This window comes from Mesorhizobium sp. M7A.F.Ca.CA.001.10.2.1 (assembly GCF_003998575.1).
Lineage (GTDB): Bacteria > Pseudomonadota > Alphaproteobacteria > Rhizobiales > Rhizobiaceae > Mesorhizobium.
This window is the reverse complement of the sequence record NZ_RZQY01000058.1, coordinates 1-16449: the sequence shown is the minus strand read 5'-3', so window position 1 is coordinate 16449 and position 16449 is coordinate 1. Positions and strand designations below refer to the sequence as shown.

The window sequence follows — 16449 nt, the reverse complement described above, 5'->3', positions numbered from 1 at the left end:
GTCTATCTCGAGACGCTGCATCCCGTCACTGGCGAGGACGTGGCGGCGGAGCCGATCCACAGGCTGTTTCATGAGCGGCTGATCGATGCCGAGACACGCTTGTCACCAGGCGGCCGGCTGGCCGATTTCTATGTCGGCAAGCCGTTCGTCTTTCCCGGTGCCGAGCTGGATTGGGATCGGTTTTCCCGGCTGAAATTCGTCATCAACGGCCAGCAGTACACCCACAGCGTCGGTGAGCTTTTCGATGCCGCCGCGGTGCGCTTGCGGCCCGACCGGCTTGCCGATGCCGGCGGCGTGGTCGCGCATGGCGACGCCCACAACGCCAATGTCTGGTACACGGCTAAGGCGGGGAGGGCGGAACTGTCCTTCTTCGATCCCGCCTTTGCCGGCTCGCATATCCCGACGCTGCTGGCGGAGGTGAAGGCGACGTTCCACAACATCTTTGCCCATCCGTTCTGGCTCTATGATCCGGCGACCGCGACAGAGGCTTTTCGCGCCCAGGCGCGGCTGGACGGAAATCTGCTCCATGTCGACACGGACTGGGACCTGAGCCCCGTCCGCCGCGACCTGCTGGAGGTCAAGGCGACAGCGCTGTGGCGGCCATTGCTGCTGGAGCTCAAACGGCGCGGCATGCTGCCGGCCGATTGGCGCGCGGTGCTGCGGGCCGGTCTTTTCCTGTCGCCGACGCTGGTCATGAACCTGCGGGCCGGCGCGCGCAGCCATACGCGGGTCTCCTCCCTCATTGCCTTCTCAGTCGCGGTCATGGTCGGCAGCGAACCCGTTGCCGGAGCCGATCGGGTGACGGGTTTCCTCGATCGGATCGATCCGGAAAAGCGTGAAAATTGAGTCTTTCCAACTTGTATATGCATGTATGTATTTTAGCCTTGACATCCGCTCCCGCTGACGCTGAAATATCCTCGCACTTCACCATGAAGTGGCAGGTAAGACGCCGAGGCACAGTGCCGCAAGAGCAGAAACCCGCAGTCTCACCAGACCGGCTGCCTGGGTTAGAAAAAGCGGTCTGATCATCAAGGGGAACAAAGATGATGCGTAACCTAACAGGACAATTTCGCGCGCTCGTGATGGCCGCCGCCATCGGGCTGGCCGCCGCCCCGGCAGCCTACGCAGCCGATGCGGCCATTCCCACCACGCCCGAGGCAGGAGCGTTCAAGATCGGGATCGAGCCCTGGCTCGGCTATGGCCAATGGCATGTCGCCGAGGCCAAGGGCCTGTTCAAGACGAACGGGCTGAGCGACGTCCAGATCGTTAATTTCGCCGAGGACAAGGACATCAATGCAGCACTTGCAAGCGGCCAGCTCGACGCCGCCAACATCGCCACCCACACGGCGATGGGCATGGTCGCGGCCGGCCTTCCGGTGAAGATCGTGCTGCTGCTCGACGTCTCCATGACCGCCGACGCCATCATCGCCGGCAAGGACGTCACCTCCATCGCGGACCTCAAGGGCAAGCAGGTGGCCTTCGAGGAAGGCACGACGAGCGACATTCTGCTCAAATACGCGCTCGCCAGGAACGGCATGTCGATCGACGATGTCAAGCCGGTTCCGATGCCGGCGTCCGACGCCGGCAGCGCCTTGATCGCCGGCCAGGTGCCGGTCGCGGTGACCTATGAACCGTACCTCACCGTCGCCATGGCGCAGAACAAGGACCTCAAGCTGCTGTTCACCGCCGGCGAGGATCCCGGCCTGATCAGCGACGTGCTGGTGGTGCGTGACGAGGTGATCAAGTCGCGGCCCGGCCAGGTGCTGGCCATGATCAAGAGCTGGGACGCGGCGCTCAAGGACTACAATGCCGACACGCCCGGTGGACGCGCCATCATCGCCAAGGCCGTCGGTTCGGACGTCAAGGACCTCAACACCGCCTTTGACGGCGTACGCTACTACTCACTCGCCGAAAACAAGACGGCGCTGACAGGCGACTTCACCACCAAGACCTTCGCCGATGTCGAAGCCGCCGCCAAGAACGCCAAGCTGCTGCAGGCCGATGTGACGCCGGAGCAGATGATCGACCCGGCCTTCGTCAAGGCAGCGGAATGACGAAGGCCGGATCGCGGTGGTGACACAGATGCCCCGGGAGCGACCGGCGGCAGGACCGGTCACGAAACCGGCGAGGCGCCGCCGATCCCGGAGGATCGGCGTGCCCATCGCCAGGTCGCGCTTCCTGATCATCGCGGTGGCCGTGTTCGTCGGGCTCGGCCTTGCCTGGTGGGCGGCGACCGGACTGGGGTTGGTAAAGCCGATCTTCCTGCCGTCGCCGGGCAGCGTAGCTATGCAGATCGCCAAGCTCGCCGCCGACGGCACGTTGTGGCTGGACCTCAAAGCCTCGATGTATCGTATCTCCATCGGCTTCCTCATCGCCTCGGCCCTGTCGATACCGATCGGCGTGCTGATCGGCAGTTTCCGGTCCTGGGAAGCGGCCATCGAGCCGCTGGTGGATTTCATCCGCTACATGCCGGTCGTCGCTTTCGTGCCGCTCTCCATCCTGTGGGCGGGCACCGGAGATTCGCAGAAATTCCTGATCATCTTCATCGGCACCTTCTTCCAGCAGGTGCTGATGATCATGGACAATGTGAAACGGGTTCCAGCCGATTTCATTGGCCTTGGGCGTACACTCGGCTTGCCGGATCGCAAGATCCTGACGCGCATCGTCGTTCCCAGCGCCTTGCCGGGCATCTGGGATACGCTGCGCATCAGCCTGGGCTGGGCATGGACCTGGCTGGTGCTGGCCGAACTTGTCGCCGCGACTTCGGGGCTCGGCTATCGCATCACCGTGTCGCAGCGCTATTTCCAGACAAACACGATCATCGGCTACATCCTGCTGCTCGGCCTGCTCGGCCTCATCACCGACCAGGTGATGAAGGCGCTGGAAAAGGTGCTGTTCAAGCAAGAGGGCCGCTCGCAATGAGGTCCAGCCGATGAGCCCCCCCAAACTGCGGATCGCCGGTCTCCACAAGAGCTTCGGCACCGGCGAGCGGCGCACGGAAGTGCTGCGCGACATCAATCTCGATCTTGCCGACAACGAGTTTGTCTCCCTGGTCGGCACGTCGGGCTGCGGCAAGAGCACGCTGCTGTCGATCGTGGCCGGACTGCAGGACTTCGACGCCGGCGATCTCAGCATCGATGGCGCGCCGATCCTGCAGCCGGGTCTCGACCGTGGCGTCGTCTTCCAGTCCTACACGCTGCTTCCCTGGCTGACGGCGCGGCAGAACATCGAATTTGCCCTCAAGGCCGCCGGTTACGATCGCCCGACCTGCCGCAGGATCGCGCTGGAGCATCTCGAACTCGTCAAGCTGTCCGACAGCGCCGACCGCTATCCGGCCGAACTCTCGGGCGGCATGAAACAGCGCGTCGCCATTGCGCGCGCGCTTTCCTACCGGCCCAAGATGCTGTTGATGGACGAGCCATTCGGCGCGCTCGATGCCTTGACCCGGCATCAGATGCAGGAACTGCTGACCCAGATCTGGGAGGAACACAGGTTGACCGTCCTGTTTGTCACTCATGATGTGGAGGAGGCCGTCTATCTGTCGGACCGCATCGTCGTCATGGGGATCGGCCCGGGACGCATCACGCAGACCTTCAACGTCGATATCGAGCGCCCGCGCCGCGAAGAGGTGATGGAAAGCCCTGCATTCATGGATCTGCAGCGCGGCGTGCACAAGGCCATCCGCGAGGGTTCAAAACGCCCCGAAATGGCGTAGGCGCCTGTGGTAGGCCCAATCACGTCGCCTTGCCGACCGCCGCATCCAACTCCAGCTCGCCTTCCGAAATGTCGTCGAACGAGGCGTAGTTCATGTTGTAGAGGCGGGCGTAGAGGCCTTTTCGGCCCATCAATTGGTCGTGGTTGCCGCTTTCGACGATCTCGCCGTTCTGCAGCACGATGATGCGGTCGGCGCCGCGGATGGTGGCAAGACGGTGGGCGATGACCAGCCCGGTGCGGCCTTCCAGCAGGGTGATCAGCGCCTTCTGGATCAGCATCTCGGTGTAGGAATCGATGCTGGCCGTGGCTTCGTCGAGCACCAGGATCTTGGCGTCGGCCACCAGTGCACGCGCAAAGCTGATCAGCTGGCGCTGGCCGAGCGAGAGATTGCCGCCGCGCTGCTCGAGTTCGGTATCGTAGCCATCGGGCAGGTTCTCGATGAAATCGTGCGCGCCGACGGCTTGTGCGGCGCGCACCACCTCCTCGCGGCTGGCTGATGTCTTGTGGTAGCGGATGTTTTCCAGCACCGAGCCGGAGAACAGGAACGGCTCCTGCAGCACCATCGCCACCTGATCGCCGAGCGAATCCTGGGTCAGGTCACGCACATCATGGCCGCCGACCAGAACCTCGCCCGACCAGACATCGTAAAAGCGGTGCACCAGCGCCATAGAGCTGGACTTGCCCGATCCGGTAGGGCCGACAAGGGCCACGGTCTCGCCCGGATTGACGCGAAAGGAGATGTTCTTCAGCACCGGCTGGTTCGGCCTATAGCCGAAGGTGACGTTCCTGAACTCGACCGAGCCGTCCATGTCGCGCGACAGCGTCACCGCGCCTTGCCTGTCGCTGACGTCGACCGGCACGTCGAGCACTTCGGAGATGCGCTGGCCCGAAGCCATGGCGCGCTGCATGACGCTGTATTGCATGGTCAGCGAGCGGATCGGGTCGAAGAAGCGCTGGATGTAGAACAGGAACGCCACCATGACGCCGATGTCGAGGCTGTGCGACAGCACCATCGAACCGCCGACGACGATGACGGTCGCCATGGCGATGCCGGTCAGCGTGTCGACGATCGGCACCATCACCTGCGCGTATTTCGCCGAGGTCAGATGGGCATTGAGATTGGCCAGCACCTTCTCGTCATAGAGGTCGAAATTGACGTGCTGGCGCTCCAGGCTCTGCACCGTGCGCACGCCATGGATGCCTTCGGCCAGCGCGCCATTGGCGATCGAGTTGGTTTCGTGCGCGGCCATGAAGGCGACCTTGGCGCGCGGCAGCCAGAACAGGCGCACGATGAACAGCACCGGCATGGTCGACAGCGTCAGCAGGCCGAGCCGGAAATCCAGCCACAAAAGCACGCTGACGATGCCGAACAGCAGCACGATGTCGCCCACCGACATGACCGACGTTTCGAGGAATTCCTGCATCGAATTGACGTCGCCCTGCAGGCGCGACATCAGCCGCCCGACCTCGGTCTTGTCCATGAAGCTCAACGAGACCCGCTGCAGATGGCTGAACATGGCCCGGCGCAGGTCGGAGAGCACGTTCTCGGCCACTTTGCCGACGACGCTTTCCTGCACATAGGAGGCGGCATAGTTGATCAGGATGATGACGGCGAAAGTGATGATCGCTGCGATCATCACCGGCTGGTCGAGCCTGCCCGCCGTCATGCCGTGGTCGATGGCGTAGCGGATGACCAGCGGGATCGCCAATTGCGTCAGCGTGAACACCAGCACTGCGGCGACCGAGATGAAGATCCGGCTCTGATACGGTCTCACGAAGCTCCAGATGCGCCTGACGATGCGCGGGTCGTAGGCCTTGCCGAAGACTTCTTCCTCGTCGCGATGCGAGCCCACGACAGCCCTTGTCGGCCGGCGGCTGGTATCTTCCTTGTCGTCGTCGGCCTGTGTCGACATCATGCGGCTCCCGCCACGACAGGCCGCTCATCGTCCGGCCGCAGCTGCAAATCGTAGAGCGCGCGATAGCGGCCACCGAGCGCCAGCAGTTCCTCGTGCGTGCCGCGCTCGACGATCCGGCCACCCTCGACGAACAGGATCTGGTCGGCATGCATCAGCGAGCTCAGCCGGTGCGAGATGATGAGCGTGACGCGGTCCCTGGCGAAGCGCTTCATCGCCGCCCGGATGCGCTGTTCGGTACCGGCATCTATTGCCGCGGTCGAATCGTCGAAGACCAGCACCGATGGCCGCAGCATCAGGCTCCGCGCAATGGTCAGGCGCTGCCGCTGGCCACCGGAAAGCGACGCGCCGCGCTCGCCGACAACCGTGGTGTAACCGGCCGGGAGGCCCATGATGTAATTGTGCAGCTGGGCGTACTCGGCTGCCTGCCCGATGCGGGTCTCGCGCGCCCAGGGATTGCCATAGGCGATGTTGTTCTCGATCGAGGTGGTGAACAGGAACGCGTCCTGCTGCACGACGCCGACGGCCTTGCGCAGCGATTTCAGCGTCACCTCACGAATGTCCTGGCCGTCGATGGTGATCGAACCCGAAGTGACGTCGTAGAAACGCGGGATCAGATGCGCGATGGTCGACTTGCCGCTGCCCGGTGGGCCGACAATGCCGATGGTCTCGCCGGACCGGGCCTCGAAGGAGATGCCGGACAGCGTCGGCCGGCCGCCTGCGCCCTCATAGCGAAAGCCGACATTGTCGAAGCGCAGCACGCCGTCGCTGACGACGAGATCCCTGGCGCCGGGCGCGTCCTCGATGTCGAGCTCGGCGTCGAGCAGTTCGAACAGCCGGGTGCCGCAGGTCGAGGCGCGCGCGAAGGAGTTGACCATCAGCCCGAGCTGGCGCACCGGCATCTGCAAGATGGTCATGAAGGTGAGGAACTGCGCCAGCGTGCCGACGCTGATCTGGCCTGCGATCACCTTCTGGCCGCCGAACCACAGGACCAGCCCCATGGCGGCCAGGAACGAGAAATTCATGGCGCTGGTGTTGGCGACGCGGATGTCGACGCGCTGATTGGCGAGGTCCAGTGCATCGCGCTTGGCGCGATCGAATTTTTCCAGCTCATGCCGCTGCGCTGCGAAAGCGCGCACGACACGGATACCGCCGAGGTTCTCATCCATCACCCGGCTCAGCACCGAGAGGCGCTCCTGCAACGTCAGCCAGGTGCTGCGCAGTTTGAGCTGGGTGACCGAGGACCGCCAGGCGACGAACGGCACGAAGCTCAGACTGAGCAACCCGAGCACGGGATCGGTGCTGACCAGGAGATAGGCGCCGACGCCGATCAGCACGCCGAGCAGCACCACGCGCAAAATGCCGGTGGAAAAGAACATGCGCACGCCGTCGAGATCGAGCAGGCCGAGCGTGATGAGATCGCCGGTGTGGACCCTGTCGTGGTAGGCGAAGCTCAGGCGCTGGATCTTCTCGTAGAAAGCCAGGCGCAGTTCATAGCCGGTGCGGTGGCCGACGGCCTCGCCATAGTAGTTCTGCGCCATTGTGAAGAGGCCGCGCAGGATCGAGACGACGAGCAGCGTCAGCGCCGTATTCCACAGCGCCTGTTCCGCGGCAGCGCCGGCACCCGCGGCCATCACACCTTGCGCCTGGTCGATGGCGCGGCCCAGCAGGCGGGGAATGAAAAGCTGCAAGGTCGCGGCAATAAAGGTCGAGACGATGGTGATGGCGACCTGCCAGGGATGGCGCAGCGTCATGCGCACGATGCGGAGCAAGGTGCTGAGGCCCTTGCCCCAGGAGGCTTCCGCCACATGGGCAAACGATTTGCCGCGCTCCGGCGCGCCGCCGATTGCTTGCGTGTTCAAGGGAAATGTCCAAACCAATCCGGAGGGTAGTCCGGACTAATAAAGCAGACTCAATTCAGATGGCGCGATGTTACGCGTGTCCGACTTGGCCGTTCAAGAGCCAATTCCGGTATCGCACTGTGCCTGAACGGAAAGCGAGCATGCGACTGCGATCCGGCTGGCACCAGCGACGGAATCTTCTTGCTGAAGGGCGTTGGCGGGACGAGGCCAGCATCCGGCTGTACGCGAGCGACGGCCGGACGGCGTGCGATCTTCCATCCGGCCGGAATCCGGTCTGCTAGAGCCGGATGATTTCAGGTCGAATCGAGCTGAAATCTGAATCCGTCTCTAAATCAAAGAGATAGAGTATGATGTCGTCCGAAAACCGCTTCACACTTTTCGGCATCATGCTCTAGGCAGGTATCAGGACGGCGATACGATGGACGCCGACCTCCTTGCTTGTATTCGTCGCCTCGTCGGTCTTGCCCTTGGCGCAGGTGTACATGTCGCCTTCCTTGAGCTTGAATTCCTTGTCGGCTTTCTTGATCGTGAATGCGCCTGAAGTAATGGTGCAGACCATGTCATTGTCCATCACCATCTGAGGCGCGTGTGCGCCGGGCTGGAACACCACGTCGACGACTGCGATGCTCTTGTAGGCGGGAATGTCGGAGTCGCCGGTGCTGACCTCAACCACCCTGACACCGGGCGCAATCTCCTTGCCTTCCTTCGGGCCATATTTCTTGACCTTCGCGGACGCCGCCAGGGTGAACAGAGGCGTTATCGCGGCAGCCGTCACACCGAGAGCAATTGCAGACCTGCGATTTATGGTTTTCATTGCATCCTCCCACATGTTCGTCACGAACGAATGTGCATGACCACAATATATTAGCATGAACGAATATATTTGTATGCGAGGAAACACCCAGGCCCAGCGCGGGCACCAGGAACTCCGGGCTTCCAGTGTCGGCAAATCAGCACGCTATGACAATGTTGCACCGCCTCGCCAGCCGTCGGAGAGGTTCCATGCATCGGACGACCTGCCTGCCGCTGAAACCGAGTTGCTGCGGACCTTCGGACTGCTGTTGAGCCGCTCAAAAACCCTGGCCGTGCCGCCAGCAGGCGATCCGGTGGCCAGCCGCAACCTCCATGGCTGATGGTTCTGCCTTTCTGCAGCCGGGCAGGACCAGGGGGCAGCGATCGGCGAAGGCGCATCCGGTGTTCGGGACACCGGTGGCCTCGATCTCGGCTGGAGCGGATAGTTTCGGCTCGGCCTCATCGGAAGAAGCGGCCAGCAGCAGGGCCGTATAGGGGTGGTTGGGGCCTTTGAAAATCTGGTCGGATGAACCGGTTTCGACCAGGCGTCCGCGATAGAGCACGCCGATCCTGTCGGCCATGTAGCGCACCACGCTGAGGTCGTGGCTGATGAACAGATAGGTCGTGTCCTTGTCGCGCTGCAGGTCGTTGAGCAGGTTGAGAACGGTCGCCTGGACGGAGACGTCGAGTGCCGAGGTCGGTTCATCGAGCACGACGACCTTCGGCACGCCGGCGAAGGCGCGCGCGATCGCCGCCCGTTGCCGCTGGCCGCCGGACAGCGAGCGCGACTTCTGCTCGGCCGTGGCGCCGGCGAGGCGAACCGAGGCCAGCAGGTCGCCGACGCGGGCTCTCACCTCGCTGCGGCGCAGGCCGGCGAGCCGGCGCAGCGGACGGCCGAGGATGCGACCGATCCGCTGGCGCGGGTTGAGCGTGCGATCCGGCGACTGGAAGACCATCTGCACGTCGCGGCGTTCGGCAAGGTTTCTCTTCTCGACGCGCGGCGCGACCGTCCTGCCGAACAGCTCGACCGATCCGGCATTGGGCATCTGCAGGCCGGTGACGATGCGTGCCAGGGTCGACTTGCCCGAACCGGACTCGCCTATCAGCCCGAAGGTTTCGCCCTGGCCGATGTCGAGATCGATGCCGTGCAGCACTGGCTGGCTGCCGAAGGCATGACTGATGCCTTTGCAGGCGATCGCGACCCGGCGTTCTTTTGGCAAGCCGGCGTCTTCGCCTTGGGCTATGGGGTGCGCTGGCACGCCGTCCGTCTCCGCCAGTCTTCCGTCCCGCTTGGTGTAGTTGAGCGCCGGGATCGAGGCGATGAGCGCCTTGGTGTAGGCGTGAGAGGGGTTGTCGAAGACATCGCCCGCAACGCCGCTTTCGACCACGGTTCCCGCCTGCATCACCGCCACCCGGTCGCAGGAGCGGCGGATCATGTTGATGTCGTGGCTGATCAGCAGGATGCTGGTTTTGTGATCCTTGCGCAGGTCGGAGAGGATGGCGATGATCTCGGACTGGACGCTGGCGTCGAGCGCCGTCGTCGGCTCATCCAGCACCAGCAGCGACGGGTCGAGCGCAATCGCGATGGCGATGTTGGCGCGCTGCTGCATGCCGCCGGAGAGTTCGTGCGGATAGAGATCCAGCACACGCTCCGGATGGCTGACGCGGACCCGGCCGAGCAGTTCGGCCGCACGCTCGCGCGCCTCGTCGAGGCGAACCGGGCGGTGCCGCATGATCGTCTCGGTGATCTGCCGGCCGATCGTCATGCTTGGATTGAGCGCCGCGCCCGGATGCTGGTAGACGGCCGCGATTTGATTTCCCCTGAGCCGGCGGAGCTGCTCGGCGGAAAGGTCGCGGATTTCGCGGCCCTGGAATTCAAGCGCTGAGGCCGCGATACGGGCGTTCTTCGGCAGATAACGCAGGATGGCGAGCGCCACAGAGCTTTTGCCCGATCCTGACTCGCCGACCAAGCCGAGCGCTTCGCCTTCGCGGATGTGCAGCGACACGCCGCTGACGGCGGGATGCGATCCCTTGCGCCCGTCATAGGCGACGGACAGCTGGTCTACGTTCAGAACTGAGGAGGACATGGGGACTTGAAACCACTTTCTTCCAGCGCCGCCATCGAGGGCAATAGCTTCCGCTTTCGGAGTGCATTATCTCTATAAAATTACTCGGATTAAGCCGGAGCGCAATCTACCTTTCTCGCATCAGCAGAGATTGTCGCGGCTTAGGCAAGCAGCGCGACGGTCTCCGGAGCAGATCTGGAAGGAGGCCGTCATGGCTCGAGACCACATGATCCTCAGCGCATTCTTCTTCAACCCGCAGGGCGATCATCGGATGTCCTGGCGCCATCCCAGGGCGCCGGGGCGGGAGGTGCTGGACTTCGAATTCTACCGCGATCTCGTGCAGGCGGCCGAGCGCGCCAGGATTGACACCATCTTCGTCGCCGACCACGTTTCGATTTGGGATTCGGTCAAGAGCGGCGTCGCCCACTACGCCAATGCCCGCCTCGAACCGCTGACGCTGCTCTCGGCGCTGGCGGGCGTGACCAAGCATATCGGCCTGATCACCACGGCATCGAGTTCCTACAGCGAGCCCTACAATGTGGCGCGCATGTTCGCCTCGCTCGACCACATCAGCAAGGGCAGGGCGTCGTGGAACGTCGTCACCTCGGCGATGGACGAGGAGGCGCGCAATTTCGGCCGCGACGGCAATATCGAACATGCGTTCCGCTACGAGCGTGCGGCCGAATTCCTCGATATCGTCAAAGCGCTGTGGGACAGCTGGGAAGACGAGGCGCTGCTGATCGACAAGGCGTCGGGCTATTTCGCCGACCCCGACAAGGTCCATCCCATCGATCACAAGGGCAAGCACTTCAAAGTCCGCGGCCCGCTCAACGTCTCGCGGCCGCCGCAGGGCCATCCGCTGATCGTCCAGGCGGGCTCCTCGGAGGACGGCAAGAACTTCGCCACCGCCCAGGCCGATGCGCACTTCGCCATCTACAGCACCAAGGAAGATGGCATCAAATACCGTCAGGATATCAACGAGCGGCTGGCCCGCCACGGCAGGCGGCCGGAGAGCTTCAAGATCCTGCCCGGCATCCTGCCTGTTGTCGCCGCCTCCGAAGCAGAAGGCCGGGAAAAGCAGGAATACCTGCAGACCTTGCTGCCGGATCAGGTCGGCATCGACCTTCTGTCCAGCTGGAGCGGGTTGGACCTGTCGCTGTTCCCGCCGGACGGGCCATTGCCGCCGCTGCCGGACGAGAGCACGTTCAACGGCGGACGCACGTCGCTCAACCGGGTCAGGCAATGGGCGAAGCAGAATCTCAGCCTGCGCGAGATCGCCCGCAAACTCGCCAACAGCGGTTCGGTGCCGACCGTCGCCGGCACGCCGGTACAGATCGCCGACCAGTTGCAGGACTGGTTCGTTTCCGGTGCCGCCGACGGCTTCAACTTGATGTTCCCGCTGCTGCCCGAGGACTGGGTGAATTTCGCCGAACAGGTGGTTCCGGAGCTGCAGCGGCGCGGCGTGTTCCCGACCGAATACGCGCCGGGAACGCTGCGCGACCGCTTCGGCCTGGCGCGGCCAGCCAATCGCTTCGCCGAACAACGCGACAATGCGCGCGCGGTGTCCTGACGTCAGGCCGGGAGAACGATCATGACCGTTGCACCAAGATTGCAGCCGCGCGAAGCCACCGCGCCGCAGCTCGTCAATGTCCTGCACAGCCCCAAGCGCGTGCGCGTCAAGTTCGGCGGCCGCACCATCGCCGACAGCCGCAACGTGCTCGTGCTGCGCTCCAACCATTTCCTGCCGATCTATTTCTTCCCGCCGTCAGCGGTCGACCCGTCGGTGCTGAGACCCTCACCGCATCGCGAACCGCACCCGGTCGGTGGCGAAACCGCCTATTGGGATATCGACAGCGGTGACAGGCGCAGCGCCAACGCGGCCTGGGCGTTCGTGTCGCCACCGGATGAAAACCTGGCGCCTCTGGCCGGCCGCATCGCCTTCACCTGGAAAGCCGTCGACCAATGGTTCGAGGAGGAAGAGGAAGTCTTCGTCCACGCCCGCGATCCCTACGCACGCATCGATGTGCTGCAGAGCTCCAGCCATGTGCAGGTCTGGTTCGACGGCGAGCCGATCGCCGACAGCCACCGCCCGGTTCTGCTGTTCGAGACGCATCTGCCAACGCGTTTCTATCTGCCGGCGGAAGACATCCGGCTGGAGCGGCTGACGGCGTCCGTCACAACGACGCGATGTCCTTACAAGGGCATCGCCTCCTATTGGTCCGGCCTGCTGAGCGACGGCTCGGTGCGCCCTGACATCGCCTGGAGCTACCGGGATCCCATAGAGGAAATGCCCAAGATCAAGGGCCTCATCGCGTTCTATCCGCAGGCCGTCGACCGCATCCATCTCGACGGCGAACCCGTCGCATAGCTTTCAATCTTCATTTCAAGGCAGGGTTTAACATGACCAAACTCAGAGATATCGACGCAGTTCGCAATCTGTCGGGGGACATCTGGAATGTCGCCGTCGACGAATATCAGGGCGGCTTTCTCAAGCGCCGCGATCTCCTGAAATACGCCGCACTGCTCGGCCTGACCGGCTTTGCCGCTTCCCAAGGGCTTGGAGGCGCGCGCGCCGCGACTGCTGCCGGCGGCACGGTTCGCGTCGGGCTCGGCCAGCCGACCAAGGCGATCGATCCGGTTTCGGTCACCGATCCGGCCAGCATCGGGGTGATCAGCCAGGTCGGCGAGTATCTGATCCTCGACGATCCGAAGGATGGTCTGCAGCCGAAGCTGGCTCTGTCCTGGGAAGCAAACGAGACGGCCAGTCGTTGGACCTTCAAATTGCGGCCAGGGGTGAAATTCCACGATGGCCGCGCGGTCACCGCTAGGGATGTTGTGGCGAGCTTCGAGCGGCTGGTCGATCGGGCCAGCGGCTCGTCGGCGCTGTCCGCCTACAAGGGCATCCTGTCCAAGGGCGGCGCCAAGCTGGTCGACGACGAAACCGTCGCCTTCGATCTCGACGGCCCAAACAGCAACTTCCCCTTCTATGTCTCCTCAGACGTCTACAATGCCGTCATCCTGCCGGCCGACTATGCCGGCGATTTCGAGAAGAGTTTCAACGGCACCGGTCCGTTCAAGCTCGAATCCTTCCGTCCCAAGCAAGGCGCCAGCTTCGTTCGCAATGAAGACTACTGGGGCGACAAGGCGCTGCCCGACCGGGTCGAGATCAAGTTTTTCGACGACGAGCAGGCGCAGGTGCTGGCGCTGCAGGCCGGCCAGCTCGACGTCATCCCGAGCACGACGCGCCTGGAGCTGGCGATCGAGGGCAATCCCAATTTCAAGCTGCTGAGCGTGCAGGCAAGCTCGCATGACCAGGTGCATCTCAGAACCGACCAGGCGCCGTTCACCGACAAGCGCATCCGCCGCGCGCTGGCGCTCACCATCGACCGCGAGGCGGTGGTCAAGGGCCTGCTCAAGGGCCGCGCCATCGTCGGCAACGACACCCCGTTCGCGCCGATCTTCCCTTCCGCCGATCCGTCGGTGCCACAGCGCAAGCAGGACATTGCGGAAGCCAAGCGCCTGCTTGGTGAGGCGGGTGTGCCGAACGGCTTCGAGGTGACGCTGACCACCGAACGCGCCTATGACATTCCCGACTATGCGGTGATCATCCAGAACTTCGCCAGGAAGGCCGGCATCGACGTCAAGCTCAACGTCCTGCCGCAGGACGCCTATTACGGCTCGGCGACCTTCGGTAGCTCGCCCTGGCTGGATTCGGTGCTCGGCATCACCGACTACGGCCATCGCGGCACGCCCGACATCTTCCTCAACGCCACGCTGAAGAGTTCGGGAGCCTGGAACGCGGCGCATTTCAACAACCCGGCCTATGATGCGCTGCTGCTCGACTACTCGAAGGCGCGTGATCTGCAGGCACAGCGCCTCGTTGCCGGCAAGATCCAGACCTTGCTGCTCGACGAGACGCCGGCGATCATCAGCTACTTCTCGCAATACAGCCGGATCGTCAGCTCGAAGGTCGAGGGCGTCCGCTTCACCGCGATCTCGCATCTGCTGCTCGATCGCGTTTCCTTCGTCCAGGCATGATCGCGACATGCTGACCGGTCGCATTCTGTCAGCGCGTCTGGGCACACTTGTCCTCACGCTGTGGCTGGTCAGCATCCTGGTGTTCTTCGCCGGGCAGGTCCTGCCCGGCGATGTCGGCCGTGTGATGCTCGGGCCTTTTGCCGATGCGCAGGCGGTGGCGGAACTGAACAAGCGGCTGGGCGCCGATCAGCCGGTTCTCGTCCAGTACTGGCTCTGGTTCAGCAAGGCCGTCACCGGTGACTTCGGCACCTCGCTGTCGATGCGCGGGCCGGTGGCGCCCTTCGTGCTGGAAAGCCTCAAGCGCTCCGCCGCCCTTGCCGGCATTATTCTGATTTTTCTCATTCCGCTGGGCGTTGGTGCCGGCGTCGTTGCCGGTCTCAATGCGGGCCGCTTGATCGACCGGCTGATCGTGATGGCAGGCGTCTCCTTCGGCATTGTGCCTGATTTCGTTTCTGGCCTGATGCTGCTCATCGTTTTCGGCCTGTGGCTGAACTGGTTCCCGATCTCCGGTGTTGCGCCCGATGGCGCGGGCTTCTGGACGCATGGCTATTATCTGATCCTGCCGGCGCTGCCGCTGGTGCTGAACCTTGCCGGCTACATCGCCCGGATGACGCGGGCAGGGGTGATCGAGGCAATGGCCGCCGATTATACGCGCACCGCCGTCCTGAAAGGGCTCGAGCGGCGCGAGATCATCTTTCGGCACGTGCTGCGCAACGCGCTGACGCCGACCATCGCGGTGCTGGCGACGCAGACCGGCTACATGCTTGGCGGGCTGGTGGTGATCGAGGCGCTGTTCGGCATCCAGGGGCTTGGCAATCTGGTTCTGAATGCGGCCAAGGCACGCGATTTCCCGATGCTCGAGGCCGGCGTGCTGGTGATGGCGGCAATCTTCGTGCTGTCGGCGGCGGCCGGCGACCTCGTACTGGCGCTGCTCGATCCGCGGCAACGCCGCCGGACCTCGCCATGACAGATCTGGCGGAGTTTCCCGCACCACCGCGCTCCGTGGCCGGCTTTCCGGCAGTGCGCCGGATCCGCAGTGCTTTCGCCGGATTGCCGCCGTCGGTCGTGGTCGGATCGCTGCTGCTTCTGTTCTGGGTCGTGTGCGCCATAGCAGGCAACCTCTTCGTTCCCTACGATCCCTATGCCGAGGATTTCCTGGCGATGCTGACGCCGCCCGACGCGCTGCACTGGTTCGGGACCGATCAGCTCGGCCGCGACGTGCTGTCCCGCATAGTCGTCGGATCGCGCGACATCCTGCTGGTTGCGCCGCTGGCGACGCTGGCCGGTGTCGCCGCCGGCAGCATCATCGGGTTGGTGCTCGGCTATTTCGACGGCCTGGTCGATGCCATCGGCGCGCGGCTGCTCGATACGCTGATGGCGTTTCCGTTCATCGTTCTCGTCACCATGACGCTGGTGGCCATCGGCCCGTCCAATGTAACGGTCATCCTGGTGATCGGCATCGCCTACGCGCCGCTGGTGGCGCGCACCGTCCGCGCCGCCGTGCGCGAGCAGAAGGAGCGCGACTATGTCAGCGCTGCGCGGCTTGGCGGCGAGGGCCCGCTCGCCATCATGTTTCTGGAGATACTGCCCAACATCAGGGAAACGATCTTGATCGAGCTGGTCACAAGGCTGGGCTACGCGTTCTTTTCGATCGCGACGCTGAGCTTTCTCGGCCTCGGCATCCAGCCGCCATCGGCCGACTGGGGACTGGCTGTCGCCGACGGCTATGGCTTCCTGACCGGCGGCAAATGGTGGGTCGTCGTCTTCAATTCCGCGGCAATCGTCTCACTGGTCATGGCGACCAACCTGATCGCGCAAGGCATCGGCGCGTTTGAAAATAGCGATGCATGAGCCTGGATTGGGCGCGTCGAAAAATCTCTTTTGCATTGAAGCCTGACGCGCATCCTTATATCGCATGGCTATGAAGAAAATCGGTTTCCTGTCGTTCGGGCACTGGACGCCCTCGTCGCAATCGCAAGTGCGCTCGGCATCGGACGCGCTTTTGCAATCCATCGAGCTGGCGATCGCCGCCGAGCAACTGGGGGCGGATGGGGCCTATTTCCG

The 16449-nt window shown here is 63.7% G+C and carries 13 protein-coding genes and 1 pseudogene; 10 read left to right on the top strand and 4 right to left on the bottom strand.

Annotation, left to right across the window (positions count from 1 at the left end; translation table 11 throughout):
• The 4 genes and pseudogenes from EN964_RS06295 to EN964_RS06280 form a co-directional block, all read left to right on the top strand.
• A pseudogene (locus EN964_RS06295) lies at positions 1-846 on the top strand (hypothetical protein); the annotation flags it as partial.
• A 200-nt stretch (positions 847-1046) separates the two neighbouring features.
• The gene (locus EN964_RS06290) at positions 1047-2054 is read left to right on the top strand and encodes an ABC transporter substrate-binding protein (protein WP_127269923.1); all 1008 of its coding nucleotides are present in this window, start codon (positions 1047-1049) and stop codon (positions 2052-2054) included.
• A 28-nt stretch (positions 2055-2082) separates the two neighbouring features.
• Entirely contained in the window at positions 2083-2922 is an 840-nt protein-coding gene (locus EN964_RS06285; protein WP_127276254.1) for an ABC transporter permease, read from the top strand.
• 10 nt (positions 2923-2932) lie between these two features.
• Positions 2933-3715, top strand: coding sequence for an ABC transporter ATP-binding protein (locus EN964_RS06280; RefSeq protein ID WP_127269920.1), 783 nt, complete (start codon positions 2933-2935; stop codon positions 3713-3715).
• Positions 3716-3734: 19 nt separating this feature from the next.
• Here EN964_RS06280 and EN964_RS06275 read toward each other — a convergent pair whose 3' ends face one another.
• The 4 genes from EN964_RS06275 to EN964_RS06255 all read right to left on the bottom strand — a co-directional run bounded on the left by EN964_RS06275 (position 3735) and on the right by EN964_RS06255 (position 10368).
• Positions 3735-5627: an ABC transporter ATP-binding protein gene (locus EN964_RS06275; RefSeq protein ID WP_127271034.1), complete on the bottom strand. Its 1893-nt coding sequence runs from the start codon at positions 5625-5627 to the stop codon at positions 3735-3737.
• Positions 5627-7489 (bottom strand): ABC transporter ATP-binding protein, encoded by a 1863-nt coding sequence (locus tag EN964_RS06270; protein WP_127270175.1) that lies wholly within the window; start codon positions 7487-7489, stop codon positions 5627-5629. The genes EN964_RS06275 and EN964_RS06270 overlap by 1 nt, the downstream gene beginning before the upstream one ends.
• Positions 7490-7880: 391 nt before the next feature.
• The gene (locus EN964_RS06260; RefSeq protein WP_127270176.1) at positions 7881-8303 is read right to left on the bottom strand and encodes a cupin domain-containing protein; all 423 of its coding nucleotides are present in this window, start codon (positions 8301-8303) and stop codon (positions 7881-7883) included.
• Positions 8304-8559: 256 nt separating this feature from the next.
• Positions 8560-10368 (bottom strand): ABC transporter ATP-binding protein, encoded by a 1809-nt coding sequence (locus EN964_RS06255; RefSeq protein WP_127271032.1) that lies wholly within the window; start codon positions 10366-10368, stop codon positions 8560-8562.
• Between the two features lie 190 nt (positions 10369-10558).
• Here EN964_RS06255 and EN964_RS06250 point away from each other — a divergent pair, with 190 nt between their 5' ends.
• The 6 genes from EN964_RS06250 to EN964_RS06225 all read left to right on the top strand — a co-directional run.
• The gene (locus EN964_RS06250) at positions 10559-11917 is read left to right on the top strand and encodes an LLM class flavin-dependent oxidoreductase (protein WP_127269473.1); all 1359 of its coding nucleotides are present in this window, start codon (positions 10559-10561) and stop codon (positions 11915-11917) included.
• 21 nt (positions 11918-11938) lie between these two features.
• A complete protein-coding gene (locus EN964_RS06245; protein WP_127269474.1) occupies positions 11939-12715 on the top strand; it encodes a DUF427 domain-containing protein in 777 nt (258 codons plus the stop codon).
• A gap of 32 nt (positions 12716-12747) precedes the next feature.
• Complete coding sequence (locus EN964_RS06240; RefSeq protein ID WP_127271029.1) at positions 12748-14385, top strand: ABC transporter substrate-binding protein; 1638 nt, start codon at positions 12748-12750, stop codon at positions 14383-14385.
• 7 nt (positions 14386-14392) lie between these two features.
• Positions 14393-15352: an ABC transporter permease gene (locus EN964_RS06235; protein WP_127269148.1), complete on the top strand. Its 960-nt coding sequence runs from the start codon at positions 14393-14395 to the stop codon at positions 15350-15352.
• Entirely contained in the window at positions 15349-16236 is an 888-nt protein-coding gene (locus EN964_RS06230; RefSeq protein WP_127269149.1) for an ABC transporter permease, read from the top strand. The genes EN964_RS06235 and EN964_RS06230 overlap by 4 nt, the downstream gene beginning before the upstream one ends.
• Before the next feature lie 70 nt (positions 16237-16306).
• Positions 16307-16449, top strand: a 143-nt coding sequence (locus EN964_RS06225; RefSeq protein WP_164775742.1) for an LLM class flavin-dependent oxidoreductase, incomplete at its 3' end; no start/stop codon positions are given.